Source organism: Paenibacillus chitinolyticus NBRC 15660 (assembly GCF_000739915.1).
GTDB lineage: Bacteria > Bacillota > Bacilli > Paenibacillales > NBRC-103111 > Paenibacillus_F > Paenibacillus_F chitinolyticus.
This window is the reverse complement of sequence record NZ_BBJT01000009.1, coordinates 167,136-186,914: the sequence shown is the minus strand read 5'-3', so window position 1 is coordinate 186,914 and position 19,779 is coordinate 167,136. Positions and strand designations below refer to the sequence as shown.

Sequence of the window (19,779 nt, the reverse complement as noted above, 5' to 3'; positions counted from 1 at the left end):
TCACACCTAACTTATTTCCAAATAAAAAAATGGGTTTTCCAGCCGAATCCTTCCTATTTTAGCATAAAAGACGGCTAAACACACTAACTCCGCGGGTGAGTCCGGTTCGATTGAAGGCAGCGGAAGGAACTGCCCCCGCCTAGCGTGCTGAGCTGCGGCCGGAGCGTTTAACGGATTCATCCGGGCTGCACGATGCAAAATCGCAAACGGACGAGCCGGGCGGCAGAGGGAGAGCAGCCTGCAGGCGCCTCCTCCCCGAACGACATCGCGATGCCGAACCGGAGCTGCTCACCCGTCCCGTTCTTTTTATCCGCAGCTTACGCCAAACGCCGTATCCGGGCGATAAAGAAGCCGTCCGTCCCGTACCGGTCCGGCATAATCGAGATCATGCCCGAAGCCGCCTGCTCCAGAGGCGCGGATTCCGGCCAGCCTGTTGTCGGAATCGGATCAAAGACAAACTCCGGATGGGCCTCCAGGAAGCGAGCCACCGCGTCCTCGTTCTCCGTCCGCTCGATTGTACACGTGCTGTAGACAAGCACCCCGCCGGGTTTGAGCAGACCGTGAACAGCCTCCAGGATGCTCTGCTGGACGGCCGCGATCCCGGCGATGTCCTCCTCCCGCTTGCCCCATTTCAGGTCGGGCTTCCGGCGGATGACGCCGAAGCCCGAACAGGGAGCGTCAAGCAGGATGCGGTCAAACGAGGCCGGCTCGAATTCCCCGGCAAGCTCCCTGGCGTCCTTCACCAAGGTGCGGACCGACTTCAGGCCCAGCCTTTGGGCCTGTTCGTCGATCAGCCGCTTTTTGTGAGGATGCAGGTCGCAGGCCCACACCGTGCCGGTGTCGTCCATCTTCTCGGCGATGTGCGCCGTTTTGCCGCCCGGAGCGGCGCAGCAGTCCAGGACGGTCATGCCGGCCTCCGGCTGAAGCGCTTCGGCAACGAGCATGGAACTTTCGTCCTGGATGGAGTAGTCGCCCTGGCCGAAGCCCGGCGTCAGCGCCATGTTTCCGCCCGAGGATACGACGATGCCGGCGGGCGACAGTGCCGAAGGCTCGGCGTCAAATCCGCCCAGCCGAAGCTGCTCCAACAGAGCGTCTTGATGCTGGCGGCGCGCATTCGCGCGGATGCTGACGTGCGGCGGCTCGTTGTTCGCCTTGCAGATGCGCTCGCACGCTTCGGCCCCATACTGCTTGATCCAGCGCCGGACCAGCCACTCGGGATGGGAATGCTCAAGCGAAATGCGCTCCGCGTCCGTCATCCCCTGCGGAAGCGTTAGCTCCGCACGCTGACGGATGGCGCTGCGCAGCACGCCGTTGACCATGCCGGAGATTCCTTGATGGCCCCGGCGCTTCGCTATGTTAACGGCTTCGCTAACAACCGCGTGGTCGGGCACACGCTCCAGATACAGGAGCTGATACAAGCTCATCCGGAGCAGACTGCGTACCCAGGGCTGAAGCTTGCCGAGCCCCTTGGTCACCAGTTTCGCCAAGTAATAGTCGATTGTATTCCGTCTCTGGATCGTTCCGTACACAATTTCCGTAGCCAGAGCGGCATCCGGACGCGGGAGATCCGCTTCGCGCAGTATCTGATTCAGCTTGAGGTTGCTGTAGGAACCCGCTTCCTCGACGCCTGTCAATACGCTGAGCGCGGCGTCGCGCGCCGATTTTTTTACATGCTCTCGTTTCGGCTTTGCGGCCTGGCTGTTTCTCCGGTCGGTCCGAGAACGGCTTGCCGGACCGCTGTCGCCCCCGGCTTGTCCCTTCCGGTTATCCGGCTCATTTTTTTTCACGGGACTTGCACACATCCTTTGCTTATTAAAATCGTACGTATGCGGCGCCTGCTTTAGAATCATCGCTTGGCAGGGGCTTATGCATCGTTTACGGAAAAACGCAGGAACCGTCGGTCATTCACCGAAAATTCCTGCGCATTACGTGCCACGCGTCTGCTATTCACCCAAAACGGTGCCTTTCCCGATGGAGCTTCCCCGTACAAGCTGAGCCGCTTCCATGGCCTTCTTGCCGGCAGGCTGGACATTCAGCAGTTTCAGGCTTCCGTCGCCTGTAGCCACTTCGATTCCGTCTTCGTCCGCTCCGATAACCGTGCCTGGCTTAAGCCCTGCGCCGGTCGAGCCTTCAGACGTTCTATCCGCGCCTGGCGCGAGGTCTTCGGGCTTTTTGGACACCCATACTTTCAGGATTTCCCCGTTCCAGGTTGTATAAGCGCCCGGAAAAGGATTTAATCCGCGAACCAGATTCCAGATATCCTTAGAAGACCGGTTCCAGTCGATTTTCTCGTCTTCGCGGTTGATATTCGGCGAATATATCGCTTGGGAATCATCCTGCGGAACAGCCCGGGCCGTACCCGCAATCAATTCGGGCAGCGTACGCTTAAGCAGCTCCGCACCCGCCAGGCTAAGTTTGTCGAACATCGTGCCGGTCGTGTCGTCGTCCCCGATCGGAACTTCAACCTTGCTGATCATATCTCCCGTATCCAGCCCTACCGCCATGTACATGATGGTAACGCCCGTCACCTGCTCGCCCTGTATAATCGCATGGTGAATCGGAGCGCCCCCCCTGTATTTCGGCAGAAGGGAGGCATGGATATTGATGCAGCCCAGGCGCGGAATATCGAGTACCGACTTGGGCAAAATCTGGCCGTATGCGGCCGTCACGATAAGGTCCGGAGAAATTCTCCGGATTTCATCGACCGTGTCGGACGTGCGCAGCTTCTCCGGCTGAAACACCGGGATGCCGTGCTTCTCGGCCTCCACTTTGACGGGGGGCGGCGTCAGCACGCGCTTGCGCCCTTTCGGCCGATCCGGCTGTGTTATGACGGCAGCCACATCGTAGCCGCCCTCGATAAGCGCCCTCAAGGAAGGAACCGCGAAATCCGGAGTTCCCATAAAAATCAGCTTCACGGTCAGCGTTCCTCTTTTTCTTCGAGTTCAGGGCGGTACAGACGGATCGCCAGATCCGTGAACAGGACACCGTTCAAGTGGTCCACTTCGTGCATGATGCAGCGGGCCAGCAGTTCTTCGCCTTCAAGCTCGAACTCTTCGCCGTTGCGGTCCTGGCCTTTCACTTTTACCTTGAACGGACGCTTAACCTCTCCTTCGAGGCCCGGAATACTCAGGCAGCCTTCCGGTCCGATCTGCTCGCCGCTTTGTTCGACAACGACCGGATTAACGATCTCGATCAGTCCGTTCTCGTCTCCCACGTCCATCACGATGACACGCTTGAGAATGCCCACCTGCGGAGCGGCCAGACCGACGCCAGGCGCATCGTACATCGTATCCGCCATATCGTCGAGCAGCTTATGGAGGTTGGAATTAAATTTCGTTACCTGTTTGGCGGTTTCCCGCAGCACAGAGTCTCCTTCTTTAACAATCATGCGAATGGCCATTCCATCCACCTGCTTTCTTTAAAGTCATTCTATGAGGGCAAGGGCCTTATAGCCCTTGAATGGGTTTAAGAGATCCGTATGAGTTTCCCGCCGCTTATATACGCATATCGGCACGGACATCCATCCGGTTCCGTCTTACACCGGGCTTTCCGTTCCGGAACACGCGGACTACATGAGCATTTGAGGATCGACGTCCACGCTGATCGTCAGCTTATCTTTCGTCGTCCTCTCGGCAAATTCATCCAGAACCTTGGCCACAATACGGGAAGCGGACGCCTCCCCACGATATTTTACCACGCATTGGAACCGATATCTATCCTTGATCCTCGGAATAGGCGAAGCTACCGGACCCAGCACATTCATAAAAAAGTCCTCCCCCGTACCGGACGCAAAAACGTTCTCCTGTTCGGCGGCCCCGAGCTCCCGAAGACGCTGGGCCACCGCTTCCGCTGTCCGGACCAGGAGCGGCACCTGCTCGTGGGTCAAGGTGATGAGAATAAGCCGGCAGTACGGCGGATAGCCGAGTTTACGACGGTGCGGAAGCTCCTCCTCCACGAAACCTTCGTAATCGTGGCGGCTCGCCGTAATGACGCTGTAGTGTTCCGGCGTATACGTCTGGACGAACACTTCGCCCGGCAGCTGATGGCGCCCGGCCCGGCCCGCCACCTGCGTAAGCAGTTGGAAGGTGCGTTCGGCGGAACGGAAGTCGGGCAGATTCAGCACCGTGTCTGCCGCAATAACCCCGACAAGAGTGACATCCGGGAAGTCCAGGCCCTTGGCGACCATCTGGGTCCCAAGCAGGACGTCCGCCTGTTTGTTGCGGAACATCGTCAGCCACTTTTCGTGAGAGCCTTTCTCGGTCGTAGTGTCCACATCCATCCGGATGACGCGGATGCCGGGAAAGAGCTTCACGAGCTCTTCCTCGACCCGCTGGGTTCCGGTTCCGAAGTGCCGGATATGCTCCGACCCGCAATCGGGACACAGCTCCATCTGCCTTTCGGCATAGCCGCAGTAATGGCAGCGCAGCGTCCGCGACACCTGGTGATACGTCAGCGAGATGTCGCAATGCGGACAGCCGGCTACATAGCCGCACGTCCTGCACATGACGAATGTGGCGTAGCCCCGGCGGTTTAGCAGGAGAACCGTCTGTTCTCCCTTCAGGAGCCGTTCCTCCAGCCCGCGGTGAAGAAGCCGGCTGAACATGGACCGGTTCCCGCTGCGCAGTTCCTCCCGCATATCGACGATATGCACGGGCGGAAGAGGGCGTCCCGCGACCCGAGACTTCATTTTGAGCAGCTTGTATTCCGGCTTGCCGCCGGGGGCCGCCTTCGTTTTCTGAATGCTTTCAAGCGAAGGAGTCGCCGATCCCAGTACCACGGCCGCTCCGTTGTAACGGGCTCTCCAGGCGGCGATATCCCGTGCGTGATACTTCGGACTCTCTTCCTGTTTGTAAGAAGATTCATGCTCCTCATCAATGATAATCAGACCCAATTGCCGGAACGGGACGAACACGGCCGAACGGGCCCCGATGACAACCCGGACCTGGCGTCTCATAATTTTGCGCCATTCGTCGTAGCGCTCTCCCAGCGAAAGCCGGCTGTGCATCACGGCGACCTCGTCTCCGAAGCGGCCTTTAAACCGCTCCACCATCTGGGGAGTCAGTGAAATCTCCGGCACGAGCACGATCGCTTCCCGCCCCTGCTCCAGACAGCGGCTGATGGCCTGCAGGTACACTTCCGTCTTCCCGCTGCCCGTCACGCCCTGGAGCAGATAAACCTGGTGGCTGCGGCTGTCCAGCGTGGCGGCGATGTCGTCATAAACGGACTGCTGTTCCGGCGTCAGCGGCAGCGGCTTCGTTTCTTCGAAATGGCGGTTCGCGTACGGGTCCCGCATCACTTCCACTTCACGCAGGCCGATCCAGCCTTTGTCCGCCAGCCCTTTTACCGTACCGGCACCGACCTGGAGCTTGTCCATTAGTTCCGTCAGGCGGATCGGCCGGGGGTTCTCGTGCAAGTAGCGCAGAACCTCTTTCTGCTTATGGGAGCGGGCAGGAAGTTCTTCTGCGATGGCTAGCAAGTCGGCGGAACCGCCCAATCCCGGAGCATTGCCGGACGTCCCTGCATCATGAGTTTCCGTCGCGGCTTCCGAGGCTTCGTGAGCCCCGGGTGGAAATACCGTCAGAGCTTTCTTCGTCGCGAGCCTGTCCTTCATCCCCTGGGTTTCGACAAGCTGACCCTCGTCCAGCATTTGACGGATCAGCCCGCCGTCTTCCGGAAAGGCATCCAGAAGATCTTCCATCTTCGCCTTTCCTTTTGAGCGTAAATAATTCAAAATGTTCTCCTGAGCCGGCAGCAAAAGCAGAAGCTCCGTTCGGCCCGCACTTCCCGCTTCCGAGGCTTGTACGAAGCGTTCATACTTGGCTTTCAGCGCCCCGGGAAGCATGGCTTGCAGAGCGGTTACTTCGTGGCACAAATACGTGCTGCTCATCCAATGCCCCAGTTGTACCAGTTCTTCCGTCAAAGGAGGAGCGGCGTCCAACACATGACGGATCGCTTTCAATCTTTTGGGGTCGACCGTTGTCGTTTCGTGAAGTTCCACCACAAACCCCTGCAGCACACGGGGACCGAAAGGAACGCCGACACGGCTTCCTACTTCAACCCAGCCCTGCAGAGAAGGGGGCACCGAATAATCGAATGCCCGGTTCGTCTGCTTGGCGGGGACATCGACTATCACTTTGGCGAACATGGCGTTTCCCCTTTGTCTGCCCCCGGTTCCTCAGCGTCCGGTTCCGGAGTCTCCGCCCCCTGTTGACGCATCTGCTGACGGCTGGCCGCCAGCCGGACGATATGTTCGGCTATGGCCGCCTTGGTCATCATGGGCGGCGCTTCCACAAGTCCGCCGGCATCGAAGATACGCACCACATTGGTATCCGTTCCAAAGCCCGCTCCTTGCATGGAGACATCGTTGGCGACAAGCAGATCGCATTTTTTACGCAAAAGCTTACCCTGCGCATACTCATCCACCCGTTCGGTTTCCGCCGCAAAGCCGACCACGAACTGACGGGTTTTGGCTTCTCCGAGAGCTTGCAGGATGTCGGGATTTTTAACAAGCTCGATCGTAAGGGTTTCCCCGGATTTTTTCATTTTCTGCTCGCGTTGTTCCGCAGGACGGTAATCGGCGACCGCAGCCGCTTTGAAAACGAGATCCGTCTTCTCAAAACGGGCCATAACCTTATCGTACATATCCAGAGCGGATGTGACGGATATTCTTTCGACCCCTGCGGGCACGGGAAGAGCGGAAGGCCCGCTGACGAGCGTAACGTTCGCCCCGAGCCGCTTGGCAGCTTCTGCAATAGCGTAGCCCATTTTGCCCGAGGAATCGTTTGTAATGTAACGCACGGGATCGATACGCTCGACCGTCCCTCCGGCCGTCACCAGCACGTTCCGGCCTTGAAGCGGTGTATCCGGCTGAAAATACGCGGCGATCCGCGCAAAAATCTCTTCGGGTTCGGCGAGGCGCCCTTGTCCGACATAACCGCATGCCAGTTGGCCGGTTCCGGGCTCCACAAACAGGACGCCCCTCTCCTGCAGCACTCTCATGTTGTCCGCGACCGCCGGGTGCGTGTACATGTGCACGTTCATGGCAGGAGCCACCATGACCGGGGCTGTTGTAGCGAGAAGCGTCGTGCTGAGCATGTCGTCCGCCAGCCCGTGGGCCATTTTCCCGATCATGTTAGCCGTCGCCGGAGCGACCACAACCAAATCCGCACGGTCGGCCAAGTCGATATGGGAAATGACGGCCGCTTCCTTCTCGTCGAACGTATCGACAGCTACCGGCTTACGGGTCAGCGACTGGAAAGTGAGCGGCGTAATAAACTGGACCGCGGACTCCGTCATAATCACCCGCACGTCCGCCCCTGCCTGACTCAACTTGCTGCAAAGCGCAGCCGCCTTATAAGCGGCTATACCCCCGCATACGCCGACTACGATTGTTTTACCTGATAACATCGGCAGTTCCCTCCCGGCAAGAAAAAAATAACAACCGCAATGGGTTGTCCTGATATCCGGCATACTTGCATCCGTTCTTATTTCAGGATCGCAGCATACGGTTGTATACATAGAACGGCAGTCACAGGGACTGCCGCTTTGGGCCGAACGGACCGCTTGGGCTCCTATTCGGCGTCTTCTTTGGTTTCGATCTTCTCGTACTTCACAAGATCCCCGTACAATTCTTCCAGGGCCACTCCAACCTGCTTGTGGGATTTAATATCCTGCAGGTGGGTGTTCGTACCGTCTCTAAGAGATCTTGCGCGCTTAGCGGCGGCAACTACGAGCGAATATTTGCTATCCACTTTGTCGAGCAGTTTATCAATTGAAGGATACAGCATACTTGTCATTCACTCTCCGATCCATTGTTCCAATCTGGGTAAAATCCGGTCGCACTTACAATGTTCAGCCATAAGAATGGCCTGGATTTTGCTGCAAGCTTTGTGTACCTCGTCATTGACGATACCATAATCGTAATGCCGCATCAAACGAATCTCGTCGACAGCCACGGACATGCGGCTGCGGATAATGTCGTTCGTTTCCGTACCGCGAGTCACGATACGGTTCTCCAGCTCGGCCAGAGAAGGCGGAATCAGGAAGATAAAAGTCGCCTCAGGAAACTTCTCCTTGACCTTCAAAGCGCCCTGCACTTCGATTTCCAGGATAACGTCCTTGCCGGAGGCGAGCGTTTCTTCCACAAAGCGGCGAGGAGTACCGTAATAATTGCCCACGTACTCGGCATATTCCAGCATCTCGTCGGAAGCGATTAATTGTTCGAACTGGTCTTTCGATTTGAAAAAATAATTGACACCCTCCACTTCGCCTTCTCTAGGCTTGCGGGTTGTGGTGGAAACAGAATAGACCAGCTCCGGCGATATCTTGCGAAGCGCGGAACACACGGTTCCTTTGCCGACGCCCGAAGGGCCCGAAAGCACGATCAGAATTCCTCTATCCCGTTCCAGTGTATTTGTATTACTCGTCATGATCATCGTCCTTGTTAGAAAGTCGGTGAGCAACGGTCTCCGGTTGAACCGCAGATAGGATCACATGGTCGCTGTCCGTAATGATGACGGCGCGGGTTCTTCTCCCGTAAGTCGCGTCAATCAGCATATGGCGGTCGCGCGCCTCCTGAATGATCCTTTTAATCGGAGCGGATTCGGGGCTTACGATCGAAATGATACGGTTTGCCGAAACAATATTACCGAACCCGATGTTGATCAATTTGATGGCCATTGAGTTTCCTCCTCGTGACACCGTCAGCGGTTCACTCGATATTCTGTATTTGTTCTCTCATTTTCTCCAATTCGGCTTTCAGCTCAATGACCCTGCCTGACACTTCGATGTGTCCCGCTTTGGAGCCGATGGTATTTGCTTCGCGGTTCATTTCTTGAATGAGAAAATCGAGCTTGCGACCGACAGGTTCCCGGGAACCGAGCAGCTGCCTAAATTGGCTGATGTGGCTGTGCAGCCGGGTCATCTCTTCGTCCACATTGGAGCGGTCCGCAAACAAGGCTATCTCGGCTGCGAGCCGCTGTTCATCCGCCGGAACTTGATCCGTCAGCAGCTCTTGAATCCGCTGGCGCAGCTTCACGGCATATTCCCGGACGACTTCAGGGGCGTAACGTTTCATTTCGACGTTAAGATCTTCAATCATCGTCAGCCGGACGGTCAAATCTTCCGACAAGTGGGAGCCTTCTTTCTCCCTCATGCCGTTCAGCTCGGCCAGCGCTCCTTCCGCGCAGGCAACCAAAAGATCGGCGAGCGCATCGTCGTTCCCCTCGCGCTGCTCGGAAATGGCAAGCAAATCCGGCAGTTTGAGGAGATCCGACAAATGCAGCTCCCCGGTTAAGCCATGCTTCTGGCGAAGCTGCTCGGCAGCCTGCATGTATCCGTCCACGAGCGCCCAGTCGACTGTTACCGATTTATTAGAAGCGGAGTCCCGCTCAATCGTCACAAAGCAATCGGCACGCCCTCGTTTAATGAAGCGGAGTACCGTTTTCTTGATGGTGTCTTCGTAGGCCATCCATTCTTTGGGCATACGCACAGAGATGTCGCAATAGCGGTGATTCACGGTTTTGATATCAATCGACACCCGGTAGCCTTGCGAAGAAAGCGAGGCATGTCCGAATCCGGTCATACTTCGTATCATATAGGGGCTCACATCCATTAACCTATTGTAATTCATTTTAAAAGGGGGGACAAGAGCAATTCACAGCGCTCGGCTTTTTGCCAGACATACTGTGTAAGCTGCACGCTCATGTCGTAAAAAAGGAACGGTGTCATGAAATAAATGCCATTAAACAGAGGCATTGCAGCATCAAGCAGTTCTTTGGCGATAGCCACGCCTTCTTTGCGCCCCTCTTCCCCTTCGAGTCCCGTCATTCTGGCACGCACTTCGTCCGAAAGCTGGATACCCGGAACCTCGTTGTGCAAATACTCCGCGTTCCGGCCGCTGGCCAGAGGCATGATGCCTATGAAAACGGGAACATCCAGATGCTTGGTCGCCTCGTGTATGCGTTCGATCAGCTTCGGATCATAGACGGGCTGGGTCATGATATAATCGGCGCCGGACTCGATCTTCCGTTCCAGTCTTTGGACCGCCTTGTCCAAATACTTCACGTTCGGATTAAAAGCCGCGCCAACGATGAAATTGGCTTTCTTCTTGAGCGGCTTGCCCGAAAAAGCGATGCCTTCGTTGAGCTGTTTGATCATGCGGATCATTTCGAACGAAGTCATGTCATAGACGGAGCTTGCGCCCGGCAGATCGCCGAATCTCGCGGGATCTCCCGTCACGGCGAGCACGTGATCGATCCCCAGCGCGTGCAGGCCCATCAGGTGGGACTGCGTGCCGATACTGTTGCGGTCGCGGCAGGCGATATGAATGAGCGGACGCGCCCCGTGCTGTTCTTTCACGAGCATGCCGAGCGCAAGATTGCTCATCCGCGTCACGGCCAGCGAATTGTCGGCCATCGTAATGGCGTCCACATGCACGTCCTGGAGAGCTTTCGTTCCTTCCATGAACTTGCCGATATCGAGGTCGCGCGGAGGGTCCAGCTCCACGATAACCGCATGGCGCTGCTTCACAATATCGACCAGAGTAGGTTCGACATCCGCCTCCCGGACGGACGTCTGCGGAGCGGCTTCGGTCACGACAGCCCGTTCCGCAGCGGAAACGGATTCCGCCGCATACACTTCGCTCCGGTTCGGCTCATAGCCCTGGAGAGCCTTGACCATAGCCGCGATATGCTCCGGTGTCGTTCCGCAGCAGCCGCCGATGATCCTGGCGCCTAAATCGGCAAAGCGCAGCGCGCTTTCGGCAAAATACTCCGGCGTCGCGGCATACGAATATCGGCCGTCCACGTAGTCCGGAATACCCGCGTTCGGGAAAACCGAGAACGGGATGTCGCTCAATTGGGCGACTCCTTGAAGGGAACGCAGAATGCCGTTGGGACCCGTGCGGCAGTTAAATCCGATCACGTCGGCCCCTTCCTCTTTCAAGCGGAGGAACGCGTCCTCCAGGGAAATACCGTCGTGCGTCGTGCTGATTCCTTCGGTAGCGAACTGGCAGATGACGGGAATCGAACTGAGCTGACGGATCAGGCGCAGCGCGATAAGCATCTCCTCAAGATCGTAGAACGTCTCCAGCAGCAGCCCGTCCACCTGAGTATCAAGCAGCACGAGAATTTGTTCGCGCAGCGCATCCTCGACATCCGCCGTGCGGACGTTCTTGCGCATGCCCGCCCGGATCGGGCCGATCGCTCCGACCACGTAAGCATCCTGACCGACCGAACTGCGTGCCAGCTCGACGCCGGCCCTGTTGATGGCCTCGACTTCTTGCTCAAGGCCGTATTTGGATAATTTTTCCCTATTTGCGGAGAAAGTATTCGTTTCAATAAGCCGGGCACCGGCTTCATAATAGCGACGGTGAACGTCGGCAACCACTTCAGACTGAATCAGGTTAAGCTCCTCGTAGGAAATCCCGACGGGAAAGCCCTGCTGATATAAGTAGGTCCCCATCGCTCCGTCCCCGATAAGGATCTTCTGCGCAAGCACCTGGCGGAGTTCCGGTTTCATGTTCTTCCCACCCCATCAAAATAGTACATATACTTTAACACAAACGAACGGCAAACTTAAAGGCTTTTTACGTTCTAAAGTAAAACCGGCGGCTTCGCGCCGCCGGCCGTCACTCTTCGACTTTTCCTTTGTAAACCTCCGCGGCCGGCCCGGTCATATACACCCGGTTGTCGGCCTCGTTCCATTCGATCAGCAGATCGCCGCCTTTAAGCGAAATCGTGGCGGTGCGATCCGTTTTTCCCGTCAAAACGAGAGCGACGAGCGTAGCGCACGCTCCGGTTCCGCAGGCCAGCGTCGGCCCCGCTCCCCTTTCCCATACGCGCATATCCGCGTAATCTCTGGAACGGACCGTCACAAACTCGACGTTGGCCTTGTTCGGGAACAGCGGATGCTGCTCCAGCAGAGGCCCCCAGGCGGCCAGATCGAAGCTCGGCGCGTCTTCCACGTCGATGACACAGTGCGGATTGCCCATCGAAACCGCCGTAAACGTGAAGGTCCGCCCCCCCGCTTCGATCGGCTGGTCAATCACCCGCTCGGCGTCGATTGTCGTCGGGATTTCGAGACCTTGAAGCACAGGCTCTCCCATATCGACGCGGATCGCTTTGGCGATGCCCTTCTCCGCCGTCACATGCACCTGCTGCACGCCGGCTCCGCGCGTTTCGACCGTAATGGCTTCTCTTTTGCCCGGGTCCCGGTCGTACACATATTTGGCGACGCAGCGGATCGCGTTGCCGCACTGCTCCGGTTCGCTTCCGTCCGAATTGATGATGCGCATCTGCACGTCCGCTTTCTCGGAGGGCAGAATGAATACCAGCCCGTCGGCGCCGATCCCGAAAAACCGGTTGCACCAGCGGACAGCGAGTTCCGCCACATTGTCAGGAAGTTCTTTATAGCCGGACAGCACGATAAAATCGTTGCCCAGACCGTTCATTTTCGTAAATTCCATAAGGATTCCCTCTCGCTAGATCGATATAATGTCATTCCCTTTATCATAGCGTAAAAGAATACCTCTGGCTATCGCCAGTTTCCCGCAAAAAAGAAAAACCCGTGACGGCCTCGGCCGTTAAACGGGTTCGAAATCTTTCCGGGCGATCCGCCCGCGTGGATTACCGGAAGCTCGGCTTGGAGCTGTACTTCGCCGTTTTTTTCTTGGAAGGATTCTGCATGACGCTCCCCAGCCCCATCAGGAAGGTTGGAATACCTGCCGCAACCAGCACGATGATCCAGTCTTTGAAGCCGAGCGGAACGGTTTTGAAAATAGGCTGCAGCTGCGGGGTGTACATCACGCCCAGCATCAGAACGAGCGAAGACAGGACCGCCAGGACCAAATATTTGTTCTGAAGCGGATTGCGGTGAAAAATGGAACGCGAGCTGCGGCAGTCGAACACGTGGATAAGCTGCGCCATAACGAGCGTCGCGAAGGCAACGCTTTGCGCCTTGACGAGATGCTGGGCATCTCCCGGATTTACCCGCAGTACGAGCCAGAAAGCGCCAAGCGTGCAGACCCCGATAAGAAAACCTCTGGAAATAATTTTCCAGCCCAAACGGCGTGCGAAAATGTTTTCTCTGGCCGAGCGGGGCTTGTGCTGCATAAGATCCTTCTCCGCCTGATCGACGCCCAACGCCATCGCGGGCAGGCCGTCCGTCACCAGGTTGACCCACAAAATCTGAATCGGGATAAGCGGCAGAGGAAGACCCGCCATCATGGCAAGAAACATCGTCAGAATTTCCCCGACGTTGGAAGCGAGCAGATACCGGATGAATTTCCGGATGTTCTCGTAGATTCCCCGGCCTTCCTCGATAGCCGCCACGATCGTCGCGAAGTTATCGTCACTGAGCACCAGAGACGACGCTTCCTTCGTCACGTCGGTGCCGCTGATGCCCATGGCGATGCCGATATCGGCCGCTTTGATAGCCGGCGCGTCGTTGACCCCGTCGCCCGTCATCGCGACGACATGGCCTTTGGCCTGCAGCGCTTTGACGATGCGGAGCTTATGCTCCGGCGAAACGCGGGCGTAGACGTAGATATCGTCTACTTTGCTTTCGAGCGCTTCGTCGTCCATAGCCGCGAGCTGGTGGCCGCTGATGCACATCCCCCCGGCCGGTAGCATCCCGAGCTGCTTGGCGATGGCTTCCGCCGTCGTCAGGTGATCGCCCGTGATCATCACCGTCTTGATCCCGGCCTTGCGGCATTTGGCCATCGCTTCGCGGACTTCGCGGCGCGGGGGATCGATCATGCCGGCCAAGCCTACGAAGACGAGCCCGCGCTCGGCATCCTCGTGATCCTCGCACGATTCCGTCGGCTTCAGCTCCCGGTAAGCCGTTCCCAGCACGCGGAGAGCCGAACGCGCCATTCCTTCGTTCGCGGCCATCACTTTGGCTTTCAGCGTGGATGTGAACGGAATCACCTTGTCGTCCCATAAAATGTAAGTGCAGTGCTGCATGAGCACATCCGGCGCTCCTTTGGTCATCACGAGCTTGCGGCCGCCGCTGGAGACGATAACCGACATCCGCTTTCTTTCGGAGTCGAAAGGGAACTCGGCCAGACGGTCGAACTGCGGATTCAAGACTTCGTGCGTAACGCCGGCTTTAGCGGCCAATACGACAAGAGCGCCTTCCGTCGGATCTCCCTTTACGTTCCATACCGTTTCCGGCGGTTCGTCTTTGGCGCGCTTTTTCTTGACCGGTTCCGCTTCCTCTTTATAAAGGACGGCATTGCTGCACAAAGCCGATACCTGCAGAAACTGGCGCAGCATCGAATTTTTGGCGGGATTGACCCGCGTGCCGCCGGCGCTGATCTCGCCTTCCGGCGTGTACCCGTCACCGCTCACTTCCAGCAGGCTGCCGCCGACCCACAGATGGGTCACCGTCATTTTGTTCTGGGTCAGCGTCCCCGTCTTGTCCGAGCAAATCACGGAAGCGCAGCCCAGCGTTTCGACGGAGGGCAGCTTGCGGACGATCGCTTTGCGCTTGATCATGCGCTGTACGCCAAGGGCCAAAGCTATCGTAACGATGGCGGGCAGTCCCTCCGGAATAGCCGCTACGGCCAGACTGACTCCCGCGAGGAACATCGCGTAAGGAGGCTGTCCGTGCACGATACCGGCGACAACGACCATGACCGTCAAACAGAGCGCTACGATGATCAGGATCTTGCCGAGCTGTTCCAGCCGGTGCTGCAGCGGGGTTTCAAGCGTCTGCGTATTCTGGATCAGGTCGGCGATCTTGCCCATTTCGGTCTCCATGCCGATCCGCACGACCGCGCCCTTCCCCGTGCCCCGGGTAACCATCGTGCCCATAAACGCGAGATTCCGCTGATCGCCGATCGTCACAGTGTCGGAGCTTAGGGGATCGACGGTTTTTCCGACCGGAACGGACTCGCCCGTCAAAGCGGATTCCTCCACGTAGAAGCTGTTCGCTTCGATGAGACGGATATCCGCGGGAACCCGGTCTCCGCTCTCCAGGAGGATGATATCCCCGGGAACCAGGTCGCGGGCGGGGATCGTCTGCAGTTCGCCTCCGCGCATGACCTTGGCTCCCGGCGCCGAAAGTTCTTTCAAAGCACGGAGCGAACGCTCCGCGCGGAATTCCTGTATAAACCCGAGAATTCCGTTCATGATGATAATGGCGACGATGGTTATCGCGTCCAAATATTCGCCGAGCAGTCCCGATACGAGTGTGGCCCCCATCAATACGAGAACCATAAAGTCTTTGAACTGGTTTAAAAACAAGGTGACTGGCGAAACGCTTTTTCCTTCGGACAGTTCATTGCGGCCGGCTTCGGTCTGTCTGTTGTCCGCCTCTGCCGATGACAGACCTTCGGACGGATGAACGCGCTGCGACTGCAGGACTTCATCCGCCGTCATCTGGTACCATTCTTTCTGACTCATCACCGTTTCCCCTCCCGGTTACTTTCAGGTGCAAGACCCGCTTCTCTTGCTAAATGTATTCAGACAAGCCGCAAAATATCCCAGCTTGGACGGTGCTTCTAAAGAAAGAACTTAAAATTTCCTCGCATTTATGGCATGATAGAATGTAATGAACTTGGATAGGAGACTTTCATCATGGCATTAGACGGACTGGTCCTCCATGCAATCGTGCACGAGCTGCAGGAATGCGTAGGAGGCCGGATTAATAAAATACATCAGCCCACGGGCAGTGACGTGGTTATGCAGATCCGCGCCCGCGGTCGTTCGCTTAAACTTCTTCTCTCCGCGAATCCTACCTATCCGCGCATGCACGTGACGGAAGGACAGTACTTGAATCCACAGGAAGCCCCCATGTTCTGCATGCTGCTCCGCAAGCACTGCGAGGGCGGCATCATCGACTCCATCGAGCAGGTCGGGCTGGAGCGGATCGTTCACTTCCGTGTGCGCCAGCGCGACGAACTCGGGGATGTGAGCACGAAAACCATCGTCGTGGAGATCATGGGCAGACACAGCAACCTGATTCTGATGGACCCTTCCACGGGCACCATCCTAGACGGCATTCATCACGTGACGCCGGCGATCAGCTCTTATCGCATCGTCATGCCCGGCAGCGCCTACGCGGAGCCTCCGGCCCAAGACAAAGCGAATCCGCTGGATACGAGCGAAGCCGTGTTCCGCCGGAGCATGAGCGCGGGAATCGGGGAAGACGCCGCGCCGGAGAAGCAGATGCTCGCTTCCTTCAGCGGCCTGAGCCCCCTTGCGGCGCGGGAAATCGTCTACCGCAGCGGAACCCGGCTCGGCGTGCCGTACGGCGAGGACGCGCTCGCCCCGCTGTGGCAGTCTTTCCGCAGCGTGACGGACGCAGTGCGCGAGCGGCGGTATTCCCCCGTCATCGTTGAAGAAACGAAGACGGGCAAGCTTTTCTTCTCAGTCATGGAACTGACCCAGATCGAAGGCGAGTCCCGGTTGTTCCCTACCGTCAGCGAGTGCCTGGAAAGTTACTTCGGGGACAAGGCGGAGCGTGACACCGTCAAGCAGCGTGCCGCCGATCTCGTCAAGCTTTTGCAGAACGAGAAAGCCAAAAACATCAAGAAAATGGATAAATTGCGGGAAACGAAGGAAGAAGCGAAAGATGCGGACCGTTTCCGCATTATGGGTGAACTGCTTACGGCCCATCTGCATCAAATCCGCAAAGGGGATAAGGAAGCGGTTGTGGTTAATTATTACGAGGAAGCCCAGCCGCAGCAGAGCATAGCGCTCGATCCCCTGCTTACGCCTTCGGAGAATGCGCAGCGCTATTTTAAACGATATACAAAAAGTAAAAACAGCCTGGCCTACGTGGAGGAGCAAATGAGCCAGACCGAGATGGAGATCCAGTACCTCTCCTCGCTTCTTCAGCAGCTCGGTTCCGCCTCTATGCGGGATATCGCGGAAATTCGGGATGAGCTTGCGGAGCAGGGTTATGTGCGTGAGCGCCATACGAAAGGCAAGCGCAAGAAAAAAACCGATAAGCCGTCCGTAGCCTGCTTCACATCAAGCGAAGGCGTTCCGATTTACGTCGGCAAGAACAATACCCAGAACGACTATGTGACGAACCGGCTTGCGAGCGCCGGAGATACATGGCTGCATACGAAGGATATTCCGGGCTCGCACGTCGTGATCCGCAGCCAGTCTTTCGGCGAAGCCACCCTGCACGAGGCGGCCCAGCTTGCCGCTTATTTCAGCCAGGCGAAGGAATCGAGCTCGGTTCCCGTGGATTACACCCTCATCCGCCACGTACATAAGCCAAGCGGCGCCAAGCCGGGATTCGTTATTTACGAACAGCAGAAAACGCTGTTTGTGACACCGGACGACCAGTTGATCAAGCAGATGCCGCAAACTGTGAAGGCTTAAAAAATCGCAGTCTGGCCCCGGTAGCCTGCTGCATTCGAACAAGCAACCGGGTCCTGACTGCGGAAACACCGCCGGGACACCGAACCAAAAAAGCTGACAGCTCAATAGGCTGTCAGCTTTTTCAGTTTAAGCGCGCATTCCCGCGCATCGCCGGAAAGCAGGTAAATATGCTTCGTGCCGTGAAGCACCTCGTCGCGTTCGATCGCATTTCCGCCGATAAACACTTTGGTCCGGCTGCCGAGCTCCCCGATTCTCCGGTCCAGCTTTGCATAGAACAGATAAGCTTCGTCCAGCATCGACTTCATCGAAGAACCGAAGGCGAACGCCGCAGGACGGATCTGCTCCAGACAATCAAGGATGCCCTTCTCCGAAGGCGAAGCCCCGAGATACAGCGTCTGAAAGCCGTTTTGCAGCGCGAAATAACCCAGAAACAGAATCCCCAGTTCATGACTCTCGTAAGGGGAACAGGCGGTAATCAATCTGGGGCCGCCCGGCGGAATGGAAAATAAGTTCTTTAACGCCAGCAGACGTTCCCGGATAAAATGACTCCCGAAATGCTCCTGATACTCGGAGATTTCTCCTCGTTCCCACATCTCTCCGACTCGGATCAGCGTCGGCTGCAGAACTTGAAGCAGAATAAAGTCCATTTGGTGCAGCGCCGCAAGCCGGTCGAAAAACCGCTGGGCGCCCGCCTGATCCAGCTGAAGAAATAAACCCAGCAGCTTCTCCTGATACTCTTTCAGTTCGCTGTGGATAAACGGAAGCTCGGCCTCCGACCGAGAGATTGTCTCGGTCGAAGCCGAGCTTTCGAGCCGCAGCTGTTTTTCCTGAACGGCGAGACCGATGGGAACACCGGAATCCGCCTTGCTTTTCAGCCATATCAATGTTTCTATATCATGATTCGTGTAGCCTCTATACCCATTCGGAAAACGGTCCGGCTGAACGGCGCCGTAACGCTCCTCCCATTTGCGGATCAACTGGGTGGAAAGTCCGGAACGCATCGAAGCTTCCTTGATTGTATAAAGTCGGCTCATGTCTTTTGTACCCCCGGCTAACCTTGAACATGCCCCAATTATAAACCATTAACAAAGCTTATACAATGAACGGTTTAAACCGGGCCGGGGAATGCGGGGCGTCCGACGGACACATAAGTAAACCCTTTCTCCGCCATCTCGGCAGGGGCAAACATGTTACGCCCGTCGATAATAAGCGGCTTCCGGACAAGGCTGCGGAGCCTATCGAAATCGATACGCCGCAGGTCTTCCCAATCGGTTGCGATCACCACGGCTTCCGCATTTTCCGCGGCCTCATACGGATCGGTCAGGCAGCGTACACCGGGAAGCAGGGCAGACGCTTTGGAAGCCGCGGCCGGATCGTACGCCGTCACAACCGCTCCCCGCTCCTGCAGGGCACGGATAATATCCAGCGCAGGGGCATCGCGGAGGTCATCGGTGTTCGGCTTAAACGCAAGCCCCCATACCGTAATGCTCCGGCCTGTCGCATTTCCGCCCAAAGCGGCCGTTACCTTCTCCACAAACCGCTCGCGCTGAAGCGTATTGACCTCGATGACCGCCCGCAGAATGCGGAAATCATAATCGGCATTTTGGGCGATTTTCAACTGCGCCCTCGTATCTTTGGGGAAGCAGGAGCCGCCGTAACCGATTCCCGCCTGCAGAAACTTGGGCCCGATCCGGTTATCGAGCCCCATTCCCCGGGCAACGAGACTAACGTCCGCACCTACTTTCTCGCATACGTTCGCCATCTCGTTGATGAATGAAATTTTAGCGGCCAGGAAGGCATTGGACGCATATTTAATCAGTTCGGCACTCTCGGGGTCGGTCCGCACAACCTCGCCGCCGAACGCGGCCTGAAGCCTCTCTACGCGGAGAGCGGCATCCGCATCGTCGGACCCGATCACGACCCGGTCGGGATGAAACGTGTCGTGAATGGCCGTCCCTTCTCTTAGAAACTCGGGATTGGACACGACGGAGAAGGGAACGGGCCGCTGCTGCCCTTCTTCCATCCACTGCCGGATGCGCCTGGACGTTCCTACGGGCACCGTGCTTTTCATTACGATGATTTTATAATCGTTCATCTGCCGCGCCAGTGTCTCCACCGCGCCGCGGACTTGCTGCATGTCGACTTCCCCGTTTTCGAGCGTAGGCGTTCCTACCGCAATAAATATAATGGACGAGTCCTGCACGGCTCTTGCCAGGTCGGTCGTGAAAGACAACCGGCCGGCGGCTTGGTTGGAAGCCGCAAGCTCCCCCAGCCCGGGTTCGTAAATCGGAATTTCGCCAAGGCTGAGACGGCGAACTTTATCGGGATCGATGTCTACGCAGATGACTTCATGCCCGATTTCGGCATAGCAGCATCCGGTAACGAGCCCGACATACCCCGTCCCAATAACGGCAATGCGCTCCATTCAAGGTTCTCCTCC

Annotated in this window: 15 protein-coding genes; 1 reads left to right on the top strand and 14 read right to left on the bottom strand. The window is 57.2% G+C overall.

Going from position 1 to position 19,779, the window contains the following annotated elements:
* Window positions 1–317: 317 nt before the first annotated feature.
* From rsmB to PCH01S_RS20955, 12 genes are all read right to left on the bottom strand, one after another.
* On the bottom strand, window positions 318–1,802 hold the full coding sequence (rsmB, locus tag PCH01S_RS21010) for a 16S rRNA (cytosine(967)-C(5))-methyltransferase RsmB (RefSeq protein WP_042232716.1): 1,485 nt from the start codon (window positions 1,800–1,802) through the stop codon (window positions 318–320).
* A gap of 141 nt (window positions 1,803–1,943) precedes the next feature.
* Window positions 1,944–2,915 carry a methionyl-tRNA formyltransferase gene (gene fmt / locus PCH01S_RS21005; RefSeq protein ID WP_042232713.1) on the bottom strand — a complete coding sequence of 324 codons (972 nt, stop codon included), beginning with the start codon at window positions 2,913–2,915 and terminating at the stop codon, window positions 1,944–1,946.
* A 2-nt stretch (window positions 2,916–2,917) separates the two neighbouring features.
* Entirely contained in the window at window positions 2,918–3,400 is a 483-nt protein-coding gene (gene def, locus PCH01S_RS21000) for a peptide deformylase (RefSeq protein ID WP_042232709.1), read from the bottom strand.
* A gap of 168 nt (window positions 3,401–3,568) precedes the next feature.
* Window positions 3,569–6,145, bottom strand: a complete 2,577-nt coding sequence (gene priA / locus PCH01S_RS20995) for a primosomal protein N' (RefSeq protein ID WP_042232706.1) — start codon at window positions 6,143–6,145, stop codon at window positions 3,569–3,571.
* Complete coding sequence (gene coaBC, locus PCH01S_RS20990; RefSeq protein WP_042232704.1) at window positions 6,130–7,407, bottom strand: bifunctional phosphopantothenoylcysteine decarboxylase/phosphopantothenate--cysteine ligase CoaBC; 1,278 nt, start codon at window positions 7,405–7,407, stop codon at window positions 6,130–6,132. The genes priA and coaBC overlap by 16 nt, the downstream gene beginning before the upstream one ends.
* A 164-nt stretch (window positions 7,408–7,571) precedes the next feature.
* Entirely contained in the window at window positions 7,572–7,787 is a 216-nt protein-coding gene (gene rpoZ, locus PCH01S_RS20985) for a DNA-directed RNA polymerase subunit omega (protein ID WP_042232842.1), read from the bottom strand.
* A gap of 9 nt (window positions 7,788–7,796) precedes the next feature.
* Window positions 7,797–8,429, bottom strand: coding sequence for a guanylate kinase (gene gmk, locus PCH01S_RS20980; protein ID WP_042232839.1), 633 nt, complete (start codon window positions 8,427–8,429; stop codon window positions 7,797–7,799).
* Complete coding sequence (gene remA, locus PCH01S_RS20975; RefSeq protein ID WP_009672664.1) at window positions 8,419–8,679, bottom strand: extracellular matrix/biofilm regulator RemA; 261 nt, start codon at window positions 8,677–8,679, stop codon at window positions 8,419–8,421. Before remA ends, gmk begins: the two co-directional genes overlap by 11 nt.
* A 31-nt stretch (window positions 8,680–8,710) precedes the next feature.
* Window positions 8,711–9,595: a YicC/YloC family endoribonuclease gene (locus PCH01S_RS20970; RefSeq protein WP_042232702.1), complete on the bottom strand. Its 885-nt coding sequence runs from the start codon at window positions 9,593–9,595 to the stop codon at window positions 8,711–8,713.
* A 32-nt stretch (window positions 9,596–9,627) separates the two neighbouring features.
* Complete coding sequence (locus tag PCH01S_RS20965; protein ID WP_042232700.1) at window positions 9,628–11,520, bottom strand: bifunctional homocysteine S-methyltransferase/methylenetetrahydrofolate reductase; 1,893 nt, start codon at window positions 11,518–11,520, stop codon at window positions 9,628–9,630.
* A 109-nt stretch (window positions 11,521–11,629) separates the two neighbouring features.
* Complete coding sequence (gene dapF / locus PCH01S_RS20960) at window positions 11,630–12,466, bottom strand: diaminopimelate epimerase (protein WP_042232699.1); 837 nt, start codon at window positions 12,464–12,466, stop codon at window positions 11,630–11,632.
* 160 nt (window positions 12,467–12,626) lie between these two features.
* The gene (locus PCH01S_RS20955; RefSeq protein ID WP_042232698.1) at window positions 12,627–15,407 is read right to left on the bottom strand and encodes a calcium-translocating P-type ATPase, SERCA-type; all 2,781 of its coding nucleotides are present in this window, start codon (window positions 15,405–15,407) and stop codon (window positions 12,627–12,629) included.
* 174 nt (window positions 15,408–15,581) lie between these two features.
* On the opposite strand from PCH01S_RS20955, the gene PCH01S_RS20950 reads away from it, so the two are divergent.
* The gene (locus PCH01S_RS20950; RefSeq protein WP_042232696.1) at window positions 15,582–17,339 is read left to right on the top strand and encodes an Rqc2 family fibronectin-binding protein; all 1,758 of its coding nucleotides are present in this window, start codon (window positions 15,582–15,584) and stop codon (window positions 17,337–17,339) included.
* A gap of 101 nt (window positions 17,340–17,440) precedes the next feature.
* Here the strand turns inward: PCH01S_RS20950 and PCH01S_RS20945 are convergent, their stop codons facing one another.
* Both PCH01S_RS20945 and PCH01S_RS20940 read right to left on the bottom strand, forming a co-directional pair.
* Window positions 17,441–18,373: a MerR family transcriptional regulator gene (locus tag PCH01S_RS20945; RefSeq protein ID WP_042232694.1), complete on the bottom strand. Its 933-nt coding sequence runs from the start codon at window positions 18,371–18,373 to the stop codon at window positions 17,441–17,443.
* Between the two features lie 74 nt (window positions 18,374–18,447).
* Window positions 18,448–19,764: a UDP-glucose dehydrogenase family protein gene (locus tag PCH01S_RS20940; RefSeq protein ID WP_042232692.1), complete on the bottom strand. Its 1,317-nt coding sequence runs from the start codon at window positions 19,762–19,764 to the stop codon at window positions 18,448–18,450.
* Window positions 19,765–19,779: the final 15 nt, after the last annotated feature.

What these genes read in the sequence shown, in the direction of transcription:
- rsmB (WP_042232716.1), bottom strand. Translation starts at nt 1,802, where the DNA reads ATGTGTGCAAGTCCCGTGAAAAAAAATGAGCCGGATAACCGGAAGGGA.
- def (WP_042232709.1), bottom strand. Translation starts at nt 3,400, where the DNA reads ATGGCCATTCGCATGATTGTTAAAGAAGGAGACTCTGTGCTGCGGGAA.
- priA (WP_042232706.1), bottom strand. Translation starts at nt 6,145, where the DNA reads ATGTTCGCCAAAGTGATAGTCGATGTCCCCGCCAAGCAGACGAACCGG.
- coaBC (WP_042232704.1), bottom strand. Translation starts at nt 7,407, where the DNA reads ATGTTATCAGGTAAAACAATCGTAGTCGGCGTATGCGGGGGTATAGCC.
- rpoZ (WP_042232842.1), bottom strand. Translation starts at nt 7,787, where the DNA reads ATGCTGTATCCTTCAATTGATAAACTGCTCGACAAAGTGGATAGCAAA.
- gmk (WP_042232839.1), bottom strand. Translation starts at nt 8,429, where the DNA reads ATGACGAGTAATACAAATACACTGGAACGGGATAGAGGAATTCTGATC.
- remA (WP_009672664.1), bottom strand. Translation starts at nt 8,679, where the DNA reads ATGGCCATCAAATTGATCAACATCGGGTTCGGTAATATTGTTTCGGCA.
- PCH01S_RS20970 (WP_042232702.1), bottom strand. Translation starts at nt 9,595, where the DNA reads ATGATACGAAGTATGACCGGATTCGGACATGCCTCGCTTTCTTCGCAA.
- PCH01S_RS20965 (WP_042232700.1), bottom strand. Translation starts at nt 11,520, where the DNA reads ATGAAACCGGAACTCCGCCAGGTGCTTGCGCAGAAGATCCTTATCGGG.
- dapF (WP_042232699.1), bottom strand. Translation starts at nt 12,466, where the DNA reads ATGGAATTTACGAAAATGAACGGTCTGGGCAACGATTTTATCGTGCTG.
- PCH01S_RS20955 (WP_042232698.1), bottom strand. Translation starts at nt 15,407, where the DNA reads ATGAGTCAGAAAGAATGGTACCAGATGACGGCGGATGAAGTCCTGCAG.
- PCH01S_RS20950 (WP_042232696.1), top strand. Translation starts at nt 15,582, where the DNA reads ATGGCATTAGACGGACTGGTCCTCCATGCAATCGTGCACGAGCTGCAG.
- PCH01S_RS20945 (WP_042232694.1), bottom strand. Translation starts at nt 18,373, where the DNA reads ATGAGCCGACTTTATACAATCAAGGAAGCTTCGATGCGTTCCGGACTT.
- PCH01S_RS20940 (WP_042232692.1), bottom strand. Translation starts at nt 19,764, where the DNA reads ATGGAGCGCATTGCCGTTATTGGGACGGGGTATGTCGGGCTCGTTACC.